This window comes from Kitasatospora sp. NPDC043950 (genome assembly GCF_056435345.1).
In genome coordinates this window covers 1-17,089 of sequence record NZ_JBWKER010000064.1, presented here as the reverse complement: position 1 = coordinate 17,089, position 17,089 = coordinate 1, and the positions used below count along the sequence as shown (strand labels likewise).

Genomic DNA, 17,089 nt, shown 5'->3' with positions numbered 1-17,089 from the left:
TCAGCCCCGGCGCTTGCCCCGGCCCGGCGCCTTGGCGCCGGGCCGGCCGCTGCGGCCCGCCTGGCGCTTCTCGTACTGGGCGACGGCCCGCTCGTACGAGGAGCGCCTGACCGCCTCACCGGGGGCCTCGACCAGGCTGCGGGCGAAGTAGGCGGCCAGGCTGCCGGCGCCGCCGATAAGCCAGACCGCGCCGAGCGACTTGTCCTCGGCCATCCAGCCGCTCAACTGGTCCTTGCCCTCGGTGAGGACCTTCCAGGTGCGCATGACGCACATCATCGAGCAGACCGCGATCGCGGCCGTCAGCAGCCCGTTCAGGAAGCCGCCGCCGTCGGAGAGGGCGACGCCCTCGACGCCGAAGCGCAGCAGCAGGACGGCGGCGGCGGTCGTGACCAGCGCGCCGGCCGACACGGCGACGCGGCGCAGCCAGTAGCCGTTGTCCCGGTTCACCCAGCTGGTGCCGAACCAGCGGATCGGCTCCGGCTCGGGGGCGCCGGCGGGCTTGGGTGCGGGGGTGGGGGGCTGCTCGCTCACGGGGTCGATTATCACCCAACGCGCGAGGAGCCGCCCCGGCCTGCGGGACGGCTCCTGCGGTGCTGCGGGACTCAGCCGAGCTTGGTGACGTCGCGGACGGCGCCCTTGTCGGCGGAGGTGGCCATCGCGGCGTACGCGCGCAGGGCCTGGCTGACCTGGCGGTCGCGGTTCTTCGGGCGGTAGCCGCCCGCGGCCTCCAGGGCGCGGCGGCGCTCGGCCAGGACCTCGTCGGGCACCTCCAGGGAGATGCTCCGGCCCGGGATGTCGATGGCGATGGTGTCGCCGTCCTCGACCAGGGCGATGGTGCCGCCGGAGGCGGCCTCCGGGGAGGCGTGGCCGATGGACAGGCCGGAGGTGCCGCCGGAGAAGCGGCCGTCGGTGACCAGCGCGCAGGCCTTGCCGAGGCCGCGGCCCTTGAGGAAGGACGTCGGGTAGAGCATCTCCTGCATGCCCGGGCCGCCCTTGGGGCCCTCGTAGCGGATGACGACGACGTCGCCCTCCTTGACCCGCTTGGCGAGGATCGCCTCGACGGCGTCGTCCTGGGACTCGACGACCACGGCCGGGCCGCTGAAGGTCCAGATCGACTCGTCGACGCCGGCGGTCTTCACGATGCAGCCGTCCTCGGCGAGGTTGCCGTGCAGGACGGCGAGGCCGCCCTCGATCGAGTAGGCGTGCTCGACGCTGCGGATGCAGCCCCCGGCGGCGTCGGTGTCCAGCGACTCCCAGCGCTCCGACTGGGAGAAGGCCTCGGCGGAGCGGACGCAGCCGGGGGCGGCGTGCCACAGTTCGACGGCCTCGGCGGAGGGCGAACCGCCGCGCACGTCCCAGGTCTTGAGCCACTCGGCGAGCGAGTCGGAGTGGACGGTGTGGACGTCCTCGTTGAGCATTCCGCCGCGGTACAGCTCGCCGAGGATGGCGGGGATGCCGCCGGCCCGGTGCACGTCCTCCATGTAGTACGAGCCGTTGGGCGCGACCTTGGACAGGCAGGGGACCCGGCGGGAGACGGCGTCGATGGCCCGCAGGTCGAAGTCCAGCTCGGCCTCCTGGGCGGCGGCGAGCAGGTGCAGGATGGTGTTGGTCGAGCCGCCCATGGCGATGTCCAGGGCCATGGCGTTCTCGAAGGCGGCGCGGGTGGCGATCGCGCGGGGCAGCACCGAGGCGTCGTCCTGGCCGTAGTGGCGGTCGGCGATCTCGACGACCGTCCGCCCGGCCCGCTCGTACAGGGCCTTGCGGGCGGTGTGGGTGGCGAGGACGGAGCCGTTGCCGGGCAGCGAGAGGCCGATGGCCTCGGTGAGGCAGTTCATCGAGTTGGCGGTGAACATGCCGGAGCACGAGCCGCAGGTGGGGCAGGCGTTCTCCTCGATGATCGCGATGTCCTCGTCGGAGACGTTCTCGTTGGCCGCCTCGGAGATCGCGTCGATCAGGTCGAGCCTGCGCACGGTGCCGTCGACGAGGGTGGCCTTGCCGGCCTCCATCGGGCCGCCGGAGACGAAGACGGTCGGGATGTTCAGGCGCAGCGCGGCCATCAGCATGCCCGGGGTGATCTTGTCGCAGTTGGAGATGCAGATCAGCGCGTCGGCGCAGTGCGCGTTGACCATGTACTCGACCGAGTCGGCGATCAGGTCGCGCGAGGGCAGCGAGTAGAGCATGCCGCCGTGGCCCATCGCGATGCCGTCGTCCACGGCGATGGTGTTGAACTCGCGCGGAATGCCGCCCGCCTGCTTGATCGCCTCGGAGACGATCCGGCCGACCGGCTGGAGGTGGGTGTGGCCCGGGACGAACTCGGTGAAGGAGTTGGCGACCGCGATGATCGGCTTGCCGAAGTCCTCGCGGGCTACGCCGGCGGCCCGGAGAAGCGCCCGGGCGCCTGCCATGTTGCGACCGTGGGTGACCGTACGGGACTTCAGCTCGGGCACTGTGCTCCACTCCTTCGGGGCTCTCGCCGGCGCCCCGCCGGTAGGAGGATGCGGGGGCCGCTGTGGCTACCGAGCCTACGCCCGCCGTCCAGGCGGCGGACGGTCCGTCCGCGATGCGGTCACGCGGGCGGGCCGTCCGGGCGCGGGTCGGGCCGGGGTGCGGGTCAGGCGGGGTGCGGGTCAGGCGGGGCGCGGGCCGTCCGGGCGCGGGTCAGGCCGGGGTGATCCCCACCGCCAGTTCCAGGACGTAGGGCTCGACCACCCGGCCGTCCGGGAACTCGGCGATCATCGCCTGCCGCTCGACGGCCAGCACCGGTTCGCGCTCGGCGGGGGAGAGCGCGGCCATGAACGAGCGGGAGACCAGGTCGTCGAGCACGTGGTCGACGGTGATCCGCCGCTCCCAGCGCAGCACCGCGCGTTCGACCCTCAGCCCGGCCGGGGCCAGCAGGGCGGTGAACTCGGCGATCCGGCCGTAGCCGTGGTAGTTGGGCAGCGCGGCGCTCAGCCGCTCCACCCGGGCCCGGACCCAGGGCACGGTCTCGTCGTGCACGTTCCACCAGACGGCGAGGGCGCCGCCGGGCCGCAGCACCCGGATCGCCTCGGGGATGGCCCGTTCGGTGCGGGTCCAGTGGAAGGACTGGGCGTAGCTGATCAGATCCGCGGAGTCGTCGTGGAACGGCAGTTCGTCACCGCCGGCCCTGACCAGCGGCAGGCCCGCCGAGGAGGCCAGGAACTGGGCGGCCATGCCCGCGTTGGGCTCCACCGCGACGACGTCGGCGCCGCGCGCGGCCAGCAGCCGGGTGGCGATGCCGGTGCCGGCGCCGACGTCCAGCACCCGGGCCCCCTTGAGGCTGCGACCGGACAGCCGCTCCAGCGCCTCGAACAGCCCGTCCGGGTAGCCGGGGCGGGCCCGGTCGTACTCGGCGGCGACCCCGCCGAAGCTCTCGGCGATCTCCCGGAAGTCCTGTTGGTCCGTCATCTCTCCCCTTAAGCAAGGAAGTTCGCACCCAGCCGGGCGCGGTTCCTCAGCGTACGCGCGAGGGGGTGGCCAGGTGCAAGCGGGTGAAGGCGAGCGCCTCGGCCAGGTCGGCCTCGCGTTCGGCGGGGGACGCGGAGCGGCGGGTGTTGACCTCCAGCACCACGTGGCCGTCGAAACCGGTACGGGCCAGGTGCTCCAGCAGTTCGGCGCAGGGCTGCTTGCCGCGGCCCGGGATCAGGTGCTCGTCCTTGCCGGAGCCGCTGCCGTCGGCGAGGTGGATGTGGGCGAGCCGGTCGCCCATCCGCTCGACCATGGCGAACGCGTCGATCCGGGAGGTGGCGACGTGCGAGAGGTCGATGGTGAAGTGCCGGTACTCCTCGTCGGTGACGTCCCAGCCCGGGGCGTAGGCCAGCACCTCGCGGTCGCGGTAGCGCCACGGGTACATGTTCTCCACCGCGAAGCGGACGTCGGTCTCGCCCGCCATCCGGTTGATGCCCGTCACGAAGTCCCGGGCGTACTGGCGCTGCCAGCGGAACGGCGGGTGGACCACGACGGCGCTCGCACCGAGCTTCTCGGCCGCCGCCCGGGCCCGGACCAGCTTGGTCCACGGGTCGGTGGTCCACACCCGCTGGGTGATCAGCAGGCACGGCGCGTGCACGGCCAGGATCGGCAGCTGGTGGGCGTCGGAGAGACGGCGCAGGGCCTCGATGTCCTGGCTGACCGGGTCGTTCCAGACCATCACCTCGACCCCGTCGTAGCCGAGCTTGGCGGCCAGCTCGAAGGCGACGGCGGTGCCCGCCGGGTACACCGACGCGGTGGACAGGACCACCTTGGTGTCGGGGATGTGCAGGGCCGGGTGCGAGGGCAGCACCAGCCGGTCGGTGGTGCGCAGCAGCGGCGGGCGGGCGGCGTCGCGGCGGGCGGCCTTGACCGAGCGCACCGACTGGACGGCGGCCTTGGCGGCGCCGGCGGCCCGGGCGGTGCGGGTCTCCCGGGGGGCAGCGGTCGCGGCGGCCTTCCGCGTTCCGGACTTCCTCGCTTCGGGCTTCGTCCCCGCGGGCTTCGTCCCGGCGGGCTTGCTCACTTCGGACTTCGTCCCGACAGACTTCGTCCCGGCGGGCGTCTTCGCCTCGGACGCGCCTCCCGCGGGCTGCTTCGCCTCGGGCGCGGACGGCTTCTCGGTGGCCTTGCGCGCGGCGCTCTTGCGCCCGGTGCGCCGGGCCGCCTCGACGGCCTTCGCGGCCTGCGCCCCGGTGGCGCCCTTGACGGCCTTGCCGAGTTTGCGGCGCGGGCCGTCCGGCCGCGGCTGCCCGTCCCCAGGAGCGCGGCCCTCCCGCGTCCCGTCCTCGCCCGCTGGTTGCGCCACGGGAGACAGCGTAAGCGGACCGCGCTCCGAACGGGACCGGATCCCCGGCCGGCCCCGGCGGGAGCCGCCGGACGGGCCATGGGGCCGACGGTGTGGAGCCCTGCGGCGCGGGGGCCCTACGGGGTGAGGGCCGGGCGGCGGCGGTCGGCGGAGCCGTCCATGGCGTCCAGGCGGCGCAGGATGATGCCCTCGCGCAGCGCCCACGGGCAGACGTCCAGCTCGTCGAGGCCGAACAGGTCCATCGCGGCGTCCGCGACCAGCGCCCCGGCCAGCAACTGCTTGGCGCGGCCCTCGGAGACGCCGGGGATCCGCGCCCGCTCCTCGACGGTCATCGAGGACAGTCGCGGCAGCCAGGCGGACAGCCCGCTGCGGGTGAGCCGACGGTCGGCGTACGGGCCGGCGTCGGCGGGGGCGGCGCCGGTCATCCGGGCCAGCTGCTTGAAGGTCTTGGAGGTGGCGACGGCGTGCTGCGGCGCGCCGAGCCGGGCGACCTCGCCCGCGACGGTGGCCATCTCGGCCCGGATGTGGCGTCTCAGCCCGCGCAGCCCGTCCGGGTCGGCGACGTCGCCGGGCAGCCAGCGGGCGGTGAGCCGGCCGGCGCCCAGCGGCAGCGAGCAGGCGACGTCGGGCTGCTCGTCCAGGCCGCAGGCGATCTCCAGCGAGCCGCCGCCGATGTCCAGGTTGAGCAGTCGGCCCGAGGACCAGCCGAACCAGCGCCGGACGGCCAGGAACGTGAGCCGGGCCTCGTCCTGCCCGGACAGCACCCGCAGCTCCACCCCGGTCTCCGTGGCGACCCGGCGCAGCACCTCCTCGCCGTTGGCGGCCTCCCGGACGGCGGAGGTGGCGAACGGCAGGATGTCGACGACCCCCTTGTCCTCCGCGACCCGCAGCGACGAGGCGATGTGGCCGACCAGCCGCTCGACGCCTGCCTCGCTTATCGCGCCGTCGCCGTCGAGCAGTTCGGCCAGCCGCAGTTCGGCCTTGTGCGAGTACGCGGGCAGCGGGGCGGCACCCGGATGGGCGTCCACCACGAGGAAGTGGACGGTGTTGGAACCTACGTCGAGTACACCGAGTCGCATAACTCTCCACGCTACGCGATCCGGCCCCGGGCGAAACCGGTCTCGACCGTCTTCACACCGGTCCCGGCCGTACCCCGCCTCCGGCGACCGGACGCGTCAGGCCGCCTCCGGCGACCGGACGCATCAGTGGCCGCGCGGTCCGGCCCGGCGCTCGGGGCGGCAGTTGGTGTCCACCCAGCGGCGGGCCCGGCCCGGGGTGTCGGTGATCAGGCCGTCGGCGTCCCGGGCCGACATCAGCTGCCAGGACTCCTCGTCGTCGAGCGTCCAGACGTACACCTCGCGGCCCGCCTTGCGCTCGGCGGCGATCCGGGAGGCGCTGGCCAGCGCCGCGTCCAGGGCGATGCCGCGCAGCGGCAGGTCACCCGGGTCCTCGGCGATGGCGGAGCCCTGGATCAGCACGACCGGCAGGGCGGGCGCGGCGGCGTGGGCCTGGCGCAGGTGCTCCGCCGAGAACGAGTAGAGGACGACCCGGGCACCGCTGGCTGCGGCGATCCGGGCGATCCGGGTGACGTCCTCGGCGCGCTGCCACTTGATCTCCATCAGCAGGGTGGCGTTGCTGTCGGAGAGGCGCTTGAGCAGTTCCTGGAGGGTGGGGACGGGCTCGGTGGGGCCGGGGCCGACGGTCACCCGCAGGGCGGCGATCTGGGCGGCGGTCAGGTCGGCGATGGCGCCCTTGCCGTTGGTGGTGCGGTCCACCGTGGGGTCGTGCATCAGCACCGGGACGCCGTCCCTGGTGGTCTGGACGTCGGTCTCCAGCCAGTCGGCGCCCTGGTCGAGGGCGGTCTCGAAGGAGGCCATGGTGTTCTCGGGGGCGTTGCGCGGGGCGCCCCGGTGGCCGATCACCACCGGGGCGTCGTACAGCGGAGCGGCGGCGGCCGACCGGGCCCGCAGCGCGGGCGCGGAGGCGCACCCGGCGGCCAGGACCGCGAGGGCGGCGAGGACGGCCGTCTGGGCGGCGCGGGGCGAGGCGGTCACGGCTCGGTGCTCCAGTGGTGATCCGGGGTGTTCCAGGGCATCCAATACGGGTCAACGCGAGATCATCAAACTGATCTGACAACCCGACAGTGCCGCCCGGTTCCCTCCAGCCTGCGGTCGGCCGGCCGCCACCGGCGCCGCGGCGCACCCCGGATCACCCGGACGGGTCCGGGCAGGCCGCCCCGAAGGCTCTACCCTTGCCGGGTGGCACCAGCAGAAACGTCCAAGAAGAAGTCCAAGGCCTCCCCCGCCCCCGTCGACCTGGCGATGCCGACCCTGCGCGGCGAGGCCCCGCTCGGCGGGATCCCCCGTGACGAGGTCCCGCTCGACTTCCCGCGCGCCTGGGTCGAGTTCGCCGACCCCGACGACGAGGAGCAGGTGTTCCGCTGCGACCTCACCTGGCTGACCTCCCGCTGGGGTTGCGTCTTCGGCCAGGGCTGCCACGGCATCCGCGAGGGCCGCGGCGAGTCGGACGGCTGCTGCACGCTGGGCGCGCACTACTCGGACGAGGACGACGAGAAGCGCGTCCTCGGCCACGCGAAGCGGCTGACGCCCGAGCTGTGGGAGAACTTCGCGCACGGCACCGACGCCGCGGGCCGGATCACGTCCGACGGCGGCGTCACCATGCTCGACGAGGACGGCGACCGCCAGACCCGCCGGGTGAACGGGGCCTGCATCTTCGTGAACAGCCCCGGCTTCGCGGGCGGCGCCGGCTGCGCGCTGCACGCGCTGGCGCTCAAGGAGGGCCGGGAGCCGCTGGAGACGAAGCCGGACGTCTGCTGGCAGCTGCCGGTCCGCCGCACCTACGACTGGATCGACCGGCCGGACGACACCCGCTACCTCCAGGTCTCGATCGGCGAGTACGACCGCCGCGGCTGGGGCCCGGGCGGCCACGACCTGCACTGGTGGTGCACGGGCAGCCCGGCGGCGCACCAGGGGCCGGACCCGGTGTACGTCAGCTACCGCCCCGAGCTGACCGAGCTGATGGGCAGGGCGGCGTACGACGTGCTGGCCGGCCTGTGCGCGGAGCGGATCGCCACCAAGGGCGACCGCAAGGTGGCCCCGCACCCGGCCGACCCGGCCAAGCGGCCGAAGAAGGGCTGAGCCCGGGAAGCACCGGGCCCGCGCGGGCCCGGCCCGCGAAGGGCCGGGCCCTACTTGTCGATGTCCCCGACGACGAAGAACATCGACCCGAGGATCGCCACCATGTCCGCGACCAGCGTCCCGGGCAGCAGCTCGGTCAGCGCCTGGACGTTGTTGAAGGACGCCGAGCGCAGCTTGAGCCGCCACGGCGTCTTGTCGCCGCGCGAGACCAGGTAGTAGCCGTTGATGCCGAGCGGGTTCTCGGTCCAGGAGTAGGTGCTGCCCTCGGGGGCCTTGAGCACCTTGGGCAGCCGCTGGTTGACCGGGCCGGGCGGCAGGGTGGCGATCTTGTCGAGGCAGGCGTCGGCGAGGTCCAGCGAGTTGAGGGTCTGCTCCAGCAGGCACTCGAACCGGGCCAGGCAGTCGCCCTCCTCGCGGGTGACCACGGTGAGCACCTGCCGCAGTTCGTCGGAGCCGTACGCGAGGTAGGGCTCGTCGCGGCGCAGGTCGAAATCGAGGCCGCTGGCGCGGGCGATCGGCCCGCTGACGCCGTACGCCTCGGCCTGGGCCCGGGTGAGGGCGCCGACGCCGGCGGTGCGGGCACGGAAGATCTCGTTGCCGAGGACGAGGTCCTCGAAGACCGGCAGCTGGGAGCGGACGGTGGCGACGGCGGTGCGGACGCGGCCGAGCCAGCCGGCCGGGATGTCCTCCTTGAGGCCGCCGACCCGGTTGAACATGTAGTGCATGCGCCCGCCGGAGGCCTCCTCCAGGACGTGCTGGAGGTCCTCGCGGGCGGTGAAGGCGTGGAAGATCGGGGTGATGCCGCCGAGTTCCAGCGGGTAGGAGCCGAGGAACATCAGGTGGTTGAGCACCCGGTTGAGTTCGGCGAGCAGGGTGCGGATCCACACCGCCCGCTCGGGCACCTCCATGCCGAGCATCCGCTCGACGCCGAGGACGACGCCGAGCTCGTTGCCGAAGGCGGAGAGCCAGTCGTGCCGGTTGGCCAGCATGATGATCTGCCGGTAGTCGCGGGCCTCGAACAGCTTCTCCGCGCCCCGGTGCATGTAGCCGATCACCGGCTCGGCGGTGATGATCCGCTCGCCGTCGAGCACCAGCCGCAGTCGCAGCACGCCGTGCGTGGCGGGGTGCTGCGGGCCGATGTTGAGCACCATGTCGGTGGTGCCCGCCTCGCCGGTGAAGTTCTCGGCTCCCGCCCCGATGCCGACCGTGGTCTCCCTCATGAGGTCAGAGTCTGCCACCCCGGCAGGGCGGCCAGGGCCTCCGGTACCGGCATGCGGACGGCCTGGGCGAGCCAGCCGAAGGCGCCGAGCCCGGCCGGGTCGGTCAGTTCGGCGCCCTCGCCGGCCCCGCCGAGCGCCCGCAGGTAGCCGGCCGGGTCGGTGGAGGCGAGCGCGAGCGGCGGCCGGGCGCCGCTCACGCCGAGGGCGCGCAGGGCGTCCCGCTGGGTTGTCCACAGGCTGTGGAGGCCGGGCGCCGCCGCGGAGTCCAGGGCGACGTGCGCGGTGACGTCGCAGGAGCCGTCCGGCACCGGCGACACCTCACGGCCGCCCCGGAAGCCGGTGAGGGTGCCGAACAGCGGGCGCCGGTCGGCGGTGTGCCCGTAGTCGACCGCGACGGCCAGGCCGCACTCCAGCCCGGCGACGGCCCGCGCCCAGGCGGCGTCCCGGGGGCCGCCGAACTCCACGAAGTCCCCGGGGCGCCCGACCGGCCACCAGCGCTCGGCCCAGGCCGCGTCGGCCGCCGAGGCGGGCCCGCCGAGCCGTTCCCCGCCGGTCGCGGTGTCCACCTCCCGATAGCGCAGCACCCCGTCCTCGTCGACCTCGCCGACGTCCAGCGGCACGTTGTCCAGCCATTCGTTGGCGAACAGCAGCCCGGTGAGGCCGCGCGGCACCTCGTCCGTCCACAGGGCTGTGGACGGCAGGCCCGCCGGGCGCCGCGCGATCTCCACGCCGTACGGGCGCAGCCGCGCCAGCACCTCGCCGGGCAGTTCGGCCAGCACCCCGGTGAGCAGTTCGCCGCGTCCGGCCCCGACGTCGACGAGGGCCAGCTCCTCCGGACGGCCCAGGGCGGCGTCAACCTCCAGTAGCAGCCGGGCCACCGCGCGGGCGAACCTCGGCGAGGCGTGCACCGAGGTGCGGAAGTGCCCGGCGGGGCCCTCCGGCCTGCGGTAGAAGCCGCCGTCCGGGTCGTACAGGGCCTGCTCCATGGCGGGCGCCCACCGCATCCAAGTCATAGCGCGGGACGCTACCCGGAGCCGGGCGCGCCCTCCCCACCGGTACGGTGCGTCTCCGACCTACGGAGTAGGACGGATCGCCCTACCGGCGGACCTGAACACGCCAGGTGACTGCCTAGGCTGGAGACGTGCATCGACTCAACGCCTGGCTCCGCCGTCACCCCGTGGTGGTCGACGCCGCCTGGGCTGCGATGGTGCTCTTCGCCAGCCTGCTGCCGAACGACAGTTCCAGCGACGGCTGGCGCTTCGACGCACAGATCCTGATCGCGGTGCTGCTGCCCGCGCTCATGGTCTTCCGCCGACGCTTCCCCGACGTCACCGTGGCCGCCGCCACCGGCCTGGGCCTCGGCCAGGTGGCCGCCGACGTCCTCCCGGCCGCCTCCTCCATCGCCTACCTGGTGTTCGCGTACACCGGCGCCGCCTTCGGCCAGAAGTGGACGTCCCGGCTGGCGCTGGTCGCCGGGCTGGCCGCCGGGCCCCTGGTGTTCTGGCAGCTCCACCCGCTGAAGACGGTCTCCAACGGCGCCGGGGACTTCCACACCCGCCCGTACTCCTTCGGCGAGGCGGCGCTGATCACGCTGCTGATGAGCACCCCGTTCATCCTGTGCTGGGCGTGGGGGCGGCTGACCAGGGTGCGCCGGGCCTACCTGACCGAGCTGGAGGACCGTGCCGCCCGGCTGGAGCGCGAGCGGGACGCCCAGTCCAAGGTGGCGGTGGCCGCCGAGCGTGCCCGGATCGCCCGCGAGCTGCACGACGTGGTCGCGCACAACGTCTCGGTGATGATCGTCCAGGCCGACGGCGCCGCGTACGTGCTCGACAACTCGCCGCAGCAGGCGAAGGAGGCGCTCGGCACGATCGCGTCCACCGGCCGGCAGGCGCTGGTCGAGATGCGCCGCCTGCTGGGCGTGCTGCGCACCGCCGACACCGCCGAGGAGTACGTGCCGCAGCCGGGCGTCGAGGAACTGCCGGAGCTGCTGGAGCAGGTCCGCACGGCCGGGCTTCAGGTGGACTACGCGACCTCCGGGCATCCGCGCGAGCTGCCGCGCGGCGTCGAGCTGACGGTCTACCGGATCGTCCAGGAGGCGCTGACCAACGTCCGCAAGCACGGCGGCCCCGACGTGCACGCCCGGGTCGCGGTCGACTTCGGCGAGCGCGAGCTGGCCGTCCTCGTCGAGGACGACGGCCGCGGCAGCACCGACGAGCAACTGGCCACCGGCGGCACGGACGGCCTCGGCCACGGCCTGATCGGCATGCGCGAGCGGGTCGGCATGGTCAGCGGCAGCCTCGACGTGGGCCCCCGCCCCGGCGGCGGCTTCCGGATCCGCGCCATCCTGCCGCTCAAGGCGGCCCACTAACCCCCCGGTCCCCCCGACGCCCCCTGAAGGAGCCACCTTGACCATCCGCGTGATGCTGGTCGACGACCAGGAACTGCTGCGCACCGGTTTCCGGATGATCCTGCAGTCGCAGGGCGACATCGAGATCGTCGCCGAGGCCGGCGACGGCGCCCGGGCCCTGGAGCAGCTGCGGCACACCGAGGTGGACGTGATCCTGATGGACGTGCGGATGCCGCGCCTGGACGGGGTGCAGACCACCCGCCGGATCTGCCTGGCCGAGGACGGCAGCCCCGTGCCCAACGCCCCGCACGTGCTCATCCTGACCACCTTCGACCTGGACGAGTACGCCTTCGCCGCGCTCAAGGCCGGCGCCAGCGGCTTCCTGCTCAAGGACGTCCCGCCGACCGAGCTGGTGGCCGCGATCCGCGCCGTGCACGGCGGGGACGCGGTGGTCGCGCCGACCACCACCCGCCGCATGATCGACCGCTTCGCCGAGGTGCTGCCGACTCCGCAGAGCGCGCCCGGCGCGGACGCCCTCGGGCCGCTGACCGAGCGGGAGCGGGAGGTGTTCCTGCTGGTCGCCCAGGGGCTGTCGAACGGCGAGATCGCGGCCCGGCTGGTGCTCTCCGAGGCCACCGTGAAGACCCACGTCGGCCGGATCCTCGCCAAGCTCGGCCTGCGCGACCGGGTCCAGGCCGTGGTGCTCGCCTACGAGGCCGGGCTGATCCGGGCCGGGGCGACGGACTGAGCGCCCCCGGGCATCCCCGGGCATCCCCGGGCATCCCGTGGAGCACCCCGTGGAGGACCGGCTGAGCGCCCGTAGAATGGGCCGGTACGTCCGGTACCCGAAGAGGACCGGAACGAGGAGCTAAGGACGAGGGCCGGGCCGTGAACACGTCCGACAGTGCCGACCACGCCGCCGACGGCGGGTTCGCCCCGCTCGCCGACGGCTTCGGCGATCCGAGCCACCTGAACGACCCGAGCTACCCGGGCTACGCCGACGACCCGACCGACCCCGGCAACCGCCCGGCCCGGCTGGCCGTCGGCGTGGTCGGCACCGGCCGGGTCGGCCCGGCGCTGGGCGCCGCCCTGCAGCTCGCCGGGCACACCGTGGTCGCCGCCTCCGGGGTGTCCGCCACCTCCCGCCGCCGCGCCGAGGCGCTGCTGCCGGGGGTGCGGATCGTCACCCCGCCGCAGGTGCTGGCCGCCGCCGACCTGGTGCTGCTCACCGTGCCGGACGACACGCTGGCCGACCTGGTGGCCGGCCTCGTCGCGACCGGCGCCGTCCGCCCCGGGCAGCTGCTGGTGCACACCTCCGGCGCGCACGGCGTCGGCATCCTGGAGCCCGCCACCCTGGCCGGGGCACTGCCGCTGGCGCTGCACCCGGCGATGACCTTCACCGGCACCTCCGTCGACCTGGACCGGCTGGCCGGCTGCCCGTTCGGGGTGACCGCCCCCGAGGAGCTGCGGCCGGTCGCCGAGGCGCTGGTGGTGGAGATGGGCGGCGAGCCGGAGTGGGTGCCGGAGCAGGTCCGCCCGCTCTACCACACGGCCCTCGCGCACGGCGCGAACCACCTGGTCACCCTGGTCGCGCAGGCGATGGACCTGCTGCGCACGGCCGGCGTCGCCGAGCCCGGCCGGCTGCTCGGCCCGCTGCTCGGCGCCGCCCTGGACAACAGCCTGCGCTCCGGCGACGCGGCCCTCACCGGCCCGGTCGCCCGGGGCGACGCGGGCACCGTGCGGCGCCACCTGGCGCAGCTCAGTACGGTGTCCCCGGACATCCCGGCGGCCTACCGGGCGATGGCCCGCGCCACCGCGCAGCGGGCGCTCGCCAACGGGACGATCGACGAAGCGTCGGCGGCGGCGCTGCTGGACGTACTGAACGAGGAGAATCGCTAATGGCACGCGGAAAGCAGCCGGTCAGGACCCAGCGGGCGCCGAAGGTCCACCGGGCCGTCGTCACCCGCACCGTGGACGACTTCGAGGCCGCGTTCTGGCCGGACGAGCGCCCGGTCGACAACGCCGTCGTGATGACCATGGGCGCGCTGCACGAGGGCCACGCCGCGCTGATCCGGGCCGCCCGCAAGCAGGTCGGCCAGGAGGGCCGGGTGGCGGTGACGGTCTTCGTCAACCCGCTGCAGTTCGGCCCGGCCGAGGACCTGGAGCGCTACCCGCGCAGCCTGGACGAGGACGTGAAGCTGGCCGAGGAGAACGGCGCCGACGTGGTGTTCGCGCCCTCCGTCGACGAGGTGTACCCGAACGGCCGGCCGCAGGTGCGCCTGTCGGCCGGCCCGATGGGCGAGCGCTTCGAGGGCGCCACCCGCCCCGGCCACTTCGACGGCGTGCTGACCGTCGTCGCCAAGCTGCTGCACATCACCGACCCGGACTTCGCGTTCTTCGGCGAGAAGGACGCGCAGCAGCTCGCGATCATCCAGCGGATGGTCGCCGACCTGGACTTCGACGTCGAGGTGGTCGGGGTGCCGACCGCCCGCGAGGAGGACGGGCTGGCGCGCTCCTCGCGCAACCGCTACCTCTCCACCGACGAGCGCGAGCAGGCCCTCGCCCTCTCCAAGGCGCTGTTCGCCGGCCGGGACGCCGCCGCCCAGGGCCCGAAGGCCGTCCGCGAGGCCGCCTCGGCCGTCCTGGACGCGGCCGAAGGCATCACCCTCGACTACCTCGCCCTGATCGACCCGCACGACTTCAGCGAAGCGGCGGACGACTTCCAGGGCGCGGCGGTGCTGGCCGTCGCCGCGAAGGTGGGTTCCACCCGCCTGATCGACAACGTCCACGTCATCTGCCGCTAGGCAACCGGCCACCCGGCACGGAACCGTTCGGCAAGAGCTCCCCTTTCAGGCATGCACTCACAGGAGGCGTGACCCGCAATGCTCCGCACCATGCTCAAGTCCAAGATCCACCGGGCCACCGTGACCCAGGCCGACCTGCACTACGTCGGCTCCGTCACGGTGGACGAGGACCTGCTCGACGCCGCCGACCTGCTCCCCGGCGAGCTGGTCCACATCGTCGACATCGACAACGGGGCCCGGCTGGAGACCTACACCATCGCCGGCCCGCGCGGCTCCGGCGTGATCGGCATCAACGGCGCCGCCGCTCGCCTGGTCCACCCCGGCGACCTGGTCATACTCATCGCCTACGGGCAGATGGACACGGCCGAGGCCAAGGGCTACGAACCGAGCATCGTCTTCGTGGACGAGCGGAACCGGATCACCGGCCTGGGCGGCGACCCCGCCGAGGCCCCGGAGGGCACCGGACTGCTCCGCGGCGACGGGGCGTACGGTGACGGCAACGGCGCGGCCCCGACCGCCGCGCGCTGAAGGAGCCACTGACGCCATGTCCGCCACGCACCGCCTCACCGCCCCGGCTCCCGGCTGGACCGCCACCACCGACGTGGTCGTGGTCGGCTCCGGGGTGGCCGGCCTCACCGTCGCCCTCAACGCCCGCAAGGCCGGCCTGCGGACCATGGTGGTCACCAAGGCGATGCTGGACGACGGCTCCACCCGCTGGGCCCAGGGCGGCATCGCGGCCGCCCTGGGCGAGGGCGACACCCCCGAGCAGCACCTGGACGACACCCTGGTGGCCGGCGCCGGGATCTGTGACGAGGAGGCCGTGCGCACCCTGGTCACCGAGGGCCCGGACGCCGTCCGCCGGCTGATCGCCGGGTCGGCCGCGCAGCCGTATGCGGCTCCCACGAGAGTGAGTTGACCCTTGCGCCCCTCTGCCACCCCCGACGTCTTCGTGACCGGAATCGGCGCCGTCAGCTGCCTCGGCGCCACCGCGGACGCGTTCTGGACCGGGCTGAAGGCCGCCGCCTCGCGGCCCACCCCCGTACCGGGCCTGACCGAGCACGTGCCCGACGTACTCGCCTACCAGGTGCCCGCCGACGGGACCGCCGCGGCGGACGCGTCGCCCGGCGCCCTGGGCCGTGCCGCGCGCTTCGCGCTGACCGCCGCCCGTGAGGCGGTCACCGACGCCGGCCTGGGCGCGCACGAGGTCGCGGAAGCCGCCGTGGTGATCGGAACCGCCGTCGGCGAGAGCGGGGGGCGCGAGGGCGGCCACGACGGCGAGGGCGCCGGGGACGGGACCCCTGAACCGGCGGCGGCGTCCTGGGAGCCCATGTTCTCCGTCGCGTCCGCGGTCGGCGCCGAACTCGCCACCTTCGGGCCGAACATCAGCGTGAGCAACGCCTGCGCCGCGAGCGGCTACGCGCTGTCCGTCGCCGTGGACCTGATCCGCCGCGGCGAGGCCGACACCGTGCTGCTCGGGGGTGCGGAGGGCATCGCCCGGGTGCCCCTGGCCAGCTTCAGCCGGCTGGGCGCGGCCGACCCCGAGACCTGCCGGCCCTTCGACGCCGGCCGCCGGGGGACCGTCTTCGGTGAGGGGGCCGCCGTACTGGTCCTGCAGTCCGCCCGGGCCGCGGCCGGCCGACCCGTCTACGGCAGGGTGCTGGGGACCGCGTGGAGCTGCGACGCCCACCACCCCACCGCGCCCGACCCCGGCGGCGAGCAGCTGGTACGGGTGGCCCGCGCGGCCCTGGAGGAGGCCGGGCGCGGCCCCGGCGACGTCGGGTGCGTCGTCCCGCACGGCACCGGCACCCGGCAGAACGACGTGGTCGAGTACCAGGTCCTGCGGGAGGTCCTCGGCGACCGCGCCGCGCACACCCCGCTGTTCAGCCTGAAGGCCTTCATCGGCCACACCGCCGGCGCCGCGGCCGCATTCGCCGCCGTGTCCGCGGCGCTGATGGTCCGGCACGGGGAGATCCCGGCGAACATCGCGCTCGCGCGGCAGGACCCGGAGTGCCCGGTCTGGCTGCCGCAGGACGGACCGACCGCGCTGCGGCAGCCGAACGTACTGGTCAACGCGTACGCGTTCGGCGGCAGCAACTTCACGATGGTGTTCGGGGGCGGGTCGCGGTGACGGTTCGTGTCGTGGTGGCCGAGTCCGTCGTCCACGGTGCGGGACTGGTCCTGCCGCCGGAGGGGACCGGCCCGGCGGAGTCGTGGTTCGACCACCGGGCACGGCTCGGCCGCGGGTACAAGTACCTGCCGCCCGCCTGCCAGTACCTGCTCGCGGCGGCCCGGACGGCCCTGGAGGACTGCGGCCCGGAGGCGGACCCGCTCGCCGCGGCCCCGGAGCTGCGCGGCGCCGTCGTCGGCACCAACAGCGCCGTGGCGGCCCTGCACGCGGCCATCGACGAGACCGTCCGCCGCGAGGGGGCCTCCGCGCTGAGCCCGATGAGCGTGCCGTACTTCGCGGTGAACCTCGTCGCAGGCCGCCTGTCGACCGAGCACGTGCTCAAGGGCTTCAACCTGACCGTGACCTCGCCGCGGGTGGCCGGCGTCGAGGCCCTGCACCTGGCCGCCCTCGAACTGGCCGCGGGCCGCGCCGCCGTGACCCTGGCCGGGGCCGCCGAGGCCCCCGACCCGCGGGCCGCGGACGCCGAACCGGAAGCGGGAGCGGCGCTGTTCGTGCTCCGCCGGGGCGGCGGGCCCGTACCGGCCGGCGGCCGGGGACTGTGGACCGTACTGCGCTTTGTCCCGCCGCCGGCCCTGGCCGC

16 protein-coding genes and 1 pseudogene are annotated in these 17,089 nt (G+C 74.4%); 9 read left to right on the top strand and 8 right to left on the bottom strand.

The annotated features are described in order from the left end of the window. The 6 genes from AC07BF_RS32270 to AC07BF_RS32245 all read right to left on the bottom strand — a co-directional run bounded on the left by AC07BF_RS32270 (nucleotide 1) and on the right by AC07BF_RS32245 (nucleotide 6,846). On the bottom strand, nucleotides 1-531 hold the full coding sequence (locus tag AC07BF_RS32270; RefSeq protein WP_363587757.1) for a hypothetical protein: 531 nt from the start codon (nucleotides 529-531) through the stop codon (nucleotides 1-3). 71 nt (nucleotides 532-602) lie between these two features. Beyond that, nucleotides 603-2,447 carry a dihydroxy-acid dehydratase gene (gene ilvD, locus AC07BF_RS32265; protein WP_478334295.1) on the bottom strand — a complete coding sequence of 615 codons (1,845 nt, stop codon included), beginning with the start codon at nucleotides 2,445-2,447 and terminating at the stop codon, nucleotides 603-605. 211 nt (nucleotides 2,448-2,658) lie between these two features. Next, nucleotides 2,659-3,426 (bottom strand): class I SAM-dependent methyltransferase, encoded by a 768-nt coding sequence (locus AC07BF_RS32260; RefSeq protein ID WP_363632231.1) that lies wholly within the window; start codon nucleotides 3,424-3,426, stop codon nucleotides 2,659-2,661. Between the two features lie 46 nt (nucleotides 3,427-3,472). Then, nucleotides 3,473-4,300, bottom strand: a complete 828-nt coding sequence (locus AC07BF_RS32255; protein WP_363587799.1) for a sugar phosphate isomerase/epimerase family protein — start codon at nucleotides 4,298-4,300, stop codon at nucleotides 3,473-3,475. 608 nt (nucleotides 4,301-4,908) lie between these two features. After that, nucleotides 4,909-5,871 carry a Ppx/GppA family phosphatase gene (locus AC07BF_RS32250; RefSeq protein WP_363587751.1) on the bottom strand — a complete coding sequence of 321 codons (963 nt, stop codon included), beginning with the start codon at nucleotides 5,869-5,871 and terminating at the stop codon, nucleotides 4,909-4,911. 123 nt (nucleotides 5,872-5,994) lie between these two features. Continuing rightward, on the bottom strand, nucleotides 5,995-6,846 hold the full coding sequence (locus AC07BF_RS32245) for a glycerophosphodiester phosphodiesterase (protein WP_478334294.1): 852 nt from the start codon (nucleotides 6,844-6,846) through the stop codon (nucleotides 5,995-5,997). A 267-nt stretch (nucleotides 6,847-7,113) separates the two neighbouring features. Between AC07BF_RS32245 and AC07BF_RS32240 the strand changes: the two genes are divergently transcribed. Further along, nucleotides 7,114-7,950 carry a DUF3109 family protein gene (locus AC07BF_RS32240; protein ID WP_363632237.1) on the top strand — a complete coding sequence of 279 codons (837 nt, stop codon included), beginning with the start codon at nucleotides 7,114-7,116 and terminating at the stop codon, nucleotides 7,948-7,950. A gap of 50 nt (nucleotides 7,951-8,000) precedes the next feature. On the opposite strand, the gene AC07BF_RS32235 is transcribed toward AC07BF_RS32240, so the two are convergent. Together AC07BF_RS32235 and AC07BF_RS32230 are read right to left on the bottom strand one after the other, a co-directional pair. Then, nucleotides 8,001-9,170 carry an NADH-quinone oxidoreductase subunit D gene (locus tag AC07BF_RS32235; RefSeq protein WP_363587747.1) on the bottom strand — a complete coding sequence of 390 codons (1,170 nt, stop codon included), beginning with the start codon at nucleotides 9,168-9,170 and terminating at the stop codon, nucleotides 8,001-8,003. Next, nucleotides 9,167-10,183, bottom strand: coding sequence for an SAM-dependent methyltransferase (locus AC07BF_RS32230; RefSeq protein WP_478334293.1), 1,017 nt, complete (start codon nucleotides 10,181-10,183; stop codon nucleotides 9,167-9,169). The genes AC07BF_RS32235 and AC07BF_RS32230 overlap by 4 nt, the downstream gene beginning before the upstream one ends. Nucleotides 10,184-10,311: 128 nt before the next feature. Here AC07BF_RS32230 and AC07BF_RS32225 point away from each other — a divergent pair, with 128 nt between their 5' ends. The 8 genes and pseudogenes from AC07BF_RS32225 to AC07BF_RS32190 form a co-directional block, all read left to right on the top strand. Continuing rightward, the gene (locus AC07BF_RS32225; protein ID WP_363587743.1) at nucleotides 10,312-11,538 is read left to right on the top strand and encodes a sensor histidine kinase; all 1,227 of its coding nucleotides are present in this window, start codon (nucleotides 10,312-10,314) and stop codon (nucleotides 11,536-11,538) included. A gap of 37 nt (nucleotides 11,539-11,575) precedes the next feature. Continuing rightward, the gene (locus AC07BF_RS32220) at nucleotides 11,576-12,265 is read left to right on the top strand and encodes a response regulator transcription factor (RefSeq protein WP_350878413.1); all 690 of its coding nucleotides are present in this window, start codon (nucleotides 11,576-11,578) and stop codon (nucleotides 12,263-12,265) included. Between the two features lie 221 nt (nucleotides 12,266-12,486). Then, a complete protein-coding gene (locus AC07BF_RS32215; RefSeq protein ID WP_363587795.1) occupies nucleotides 12,487-13,416 on the top strand; it encodes a Rossmann-like and DUF2520 domain-containing protein in 930 nt (309 codons plus the stop codon). Further along, entirely contained in the window at nucleotides 13,416-14,321 is a 906-nt protein-coding gene (gene panC / locus AC07BF_RS32210) for a pantoate--beta-alanine ligase (RefSeq protein WP_363587740.1), read from the top strand. The genes AC07BF_RS32215 and panC overlap by 1 nt, the downstream gene beginning before the upstream one ends. 78 nt (nucleotides 14,322-14,399) lie before the next feature. Then, nucleotides 14,400-14,849 (top strand): aspartate 1-decarboxylase, encoded by a 450-nt coding sequence (gene panD / locus AC07BF_RS32205; protein WP_363587738.1) that lies wholly within the window; start codon nucleotides 14,400-14,402, stop codon nucleotides 14,847-14,849. 16 nt (nucleotides 14,850-14,865) lie between these two features. Next, nucleotides 14,866-15,201, top strand: a pseudogene (locus tag AC07BF_RS32200) (FAD-dependent oxidoreductase); the annotation flags it as partial. Nucleotides 15,202-15,240: 39 nt separating this feature from the next. Next, nucleotides 15,241-16,449: a beta-ketoacyl-[acyl-carrier-protein] synthase family protein gene (locus AC07BF_RS32195; RefSeq protein ID WP_478334292.1), complete on the top strand. Its 1,209-nt coding sequence runs from the start codon at nucleotides 15,241-15,243 to the stop codon at nucleotides 16,447-16,449. Then, nucleotides 16,446-17,089: beta-ketoacyl synthase N-terminal-like domain-containing protein (locus tag AC07BF_RS32190; protein ID WP_478334291.1), on the top strand; the 644-nt coding region annotated here is incomplete at its 3' end. The genes AC07BF_RS32195 and AC07BF_RS32190, both read left to right, overlap by 4 nt.

Coding starts and splice junctions, on each gene's coding strand:
- panD (WP_363587738.1), top strand. CDS start 14,400: ATGCTCCGCACCATGCTCAAGTCCAAGATCCACCGGGCCACCGTGACC.
- AC07BF_RS32240 (WP_363632237.1), top strand. CDS start 7,114: ATGCCGACCCTGCGCGGCGAGGCCCCGCTCGGCGGGATCCCCCGTGAC.
- AC07BF_RS32235 (WP_363587747.1), bottom strand. CDS start 9,170: ATGAGGGAGACCACGGTCGGCATCGGGGCGGGAGCCGAGAACTTCACC.
- AC07BF_RS32250 (WP_363587751.1), bottom strand. CDS start 5,871: ATGCGACTCGGTGTACTCGACGTAGGTTCCAACACCGTCCACTTCCTC.
- panC (WP_363587740.1), top strand. CDS start 13,416: ATGGCACGCGGAAAGCAGCCGGTCAGGACCCAGCGGGCGCCGAAGGTC.
- AC07BF_RS32230 (WP_478334293.1), bottom strand. CDS start 10,183: ATGACTTGGATGCGGTGGGCGCCCGCCATGGAGCAGGCCCTGTACGAC.
- AC07BF_RS32260 (WP_363632231.1), bottom strand. CDS start 3,426: ATGACGGACCAACAGGACTTCCGGGAGATCGCCGAGAGCTTCGGCGGG.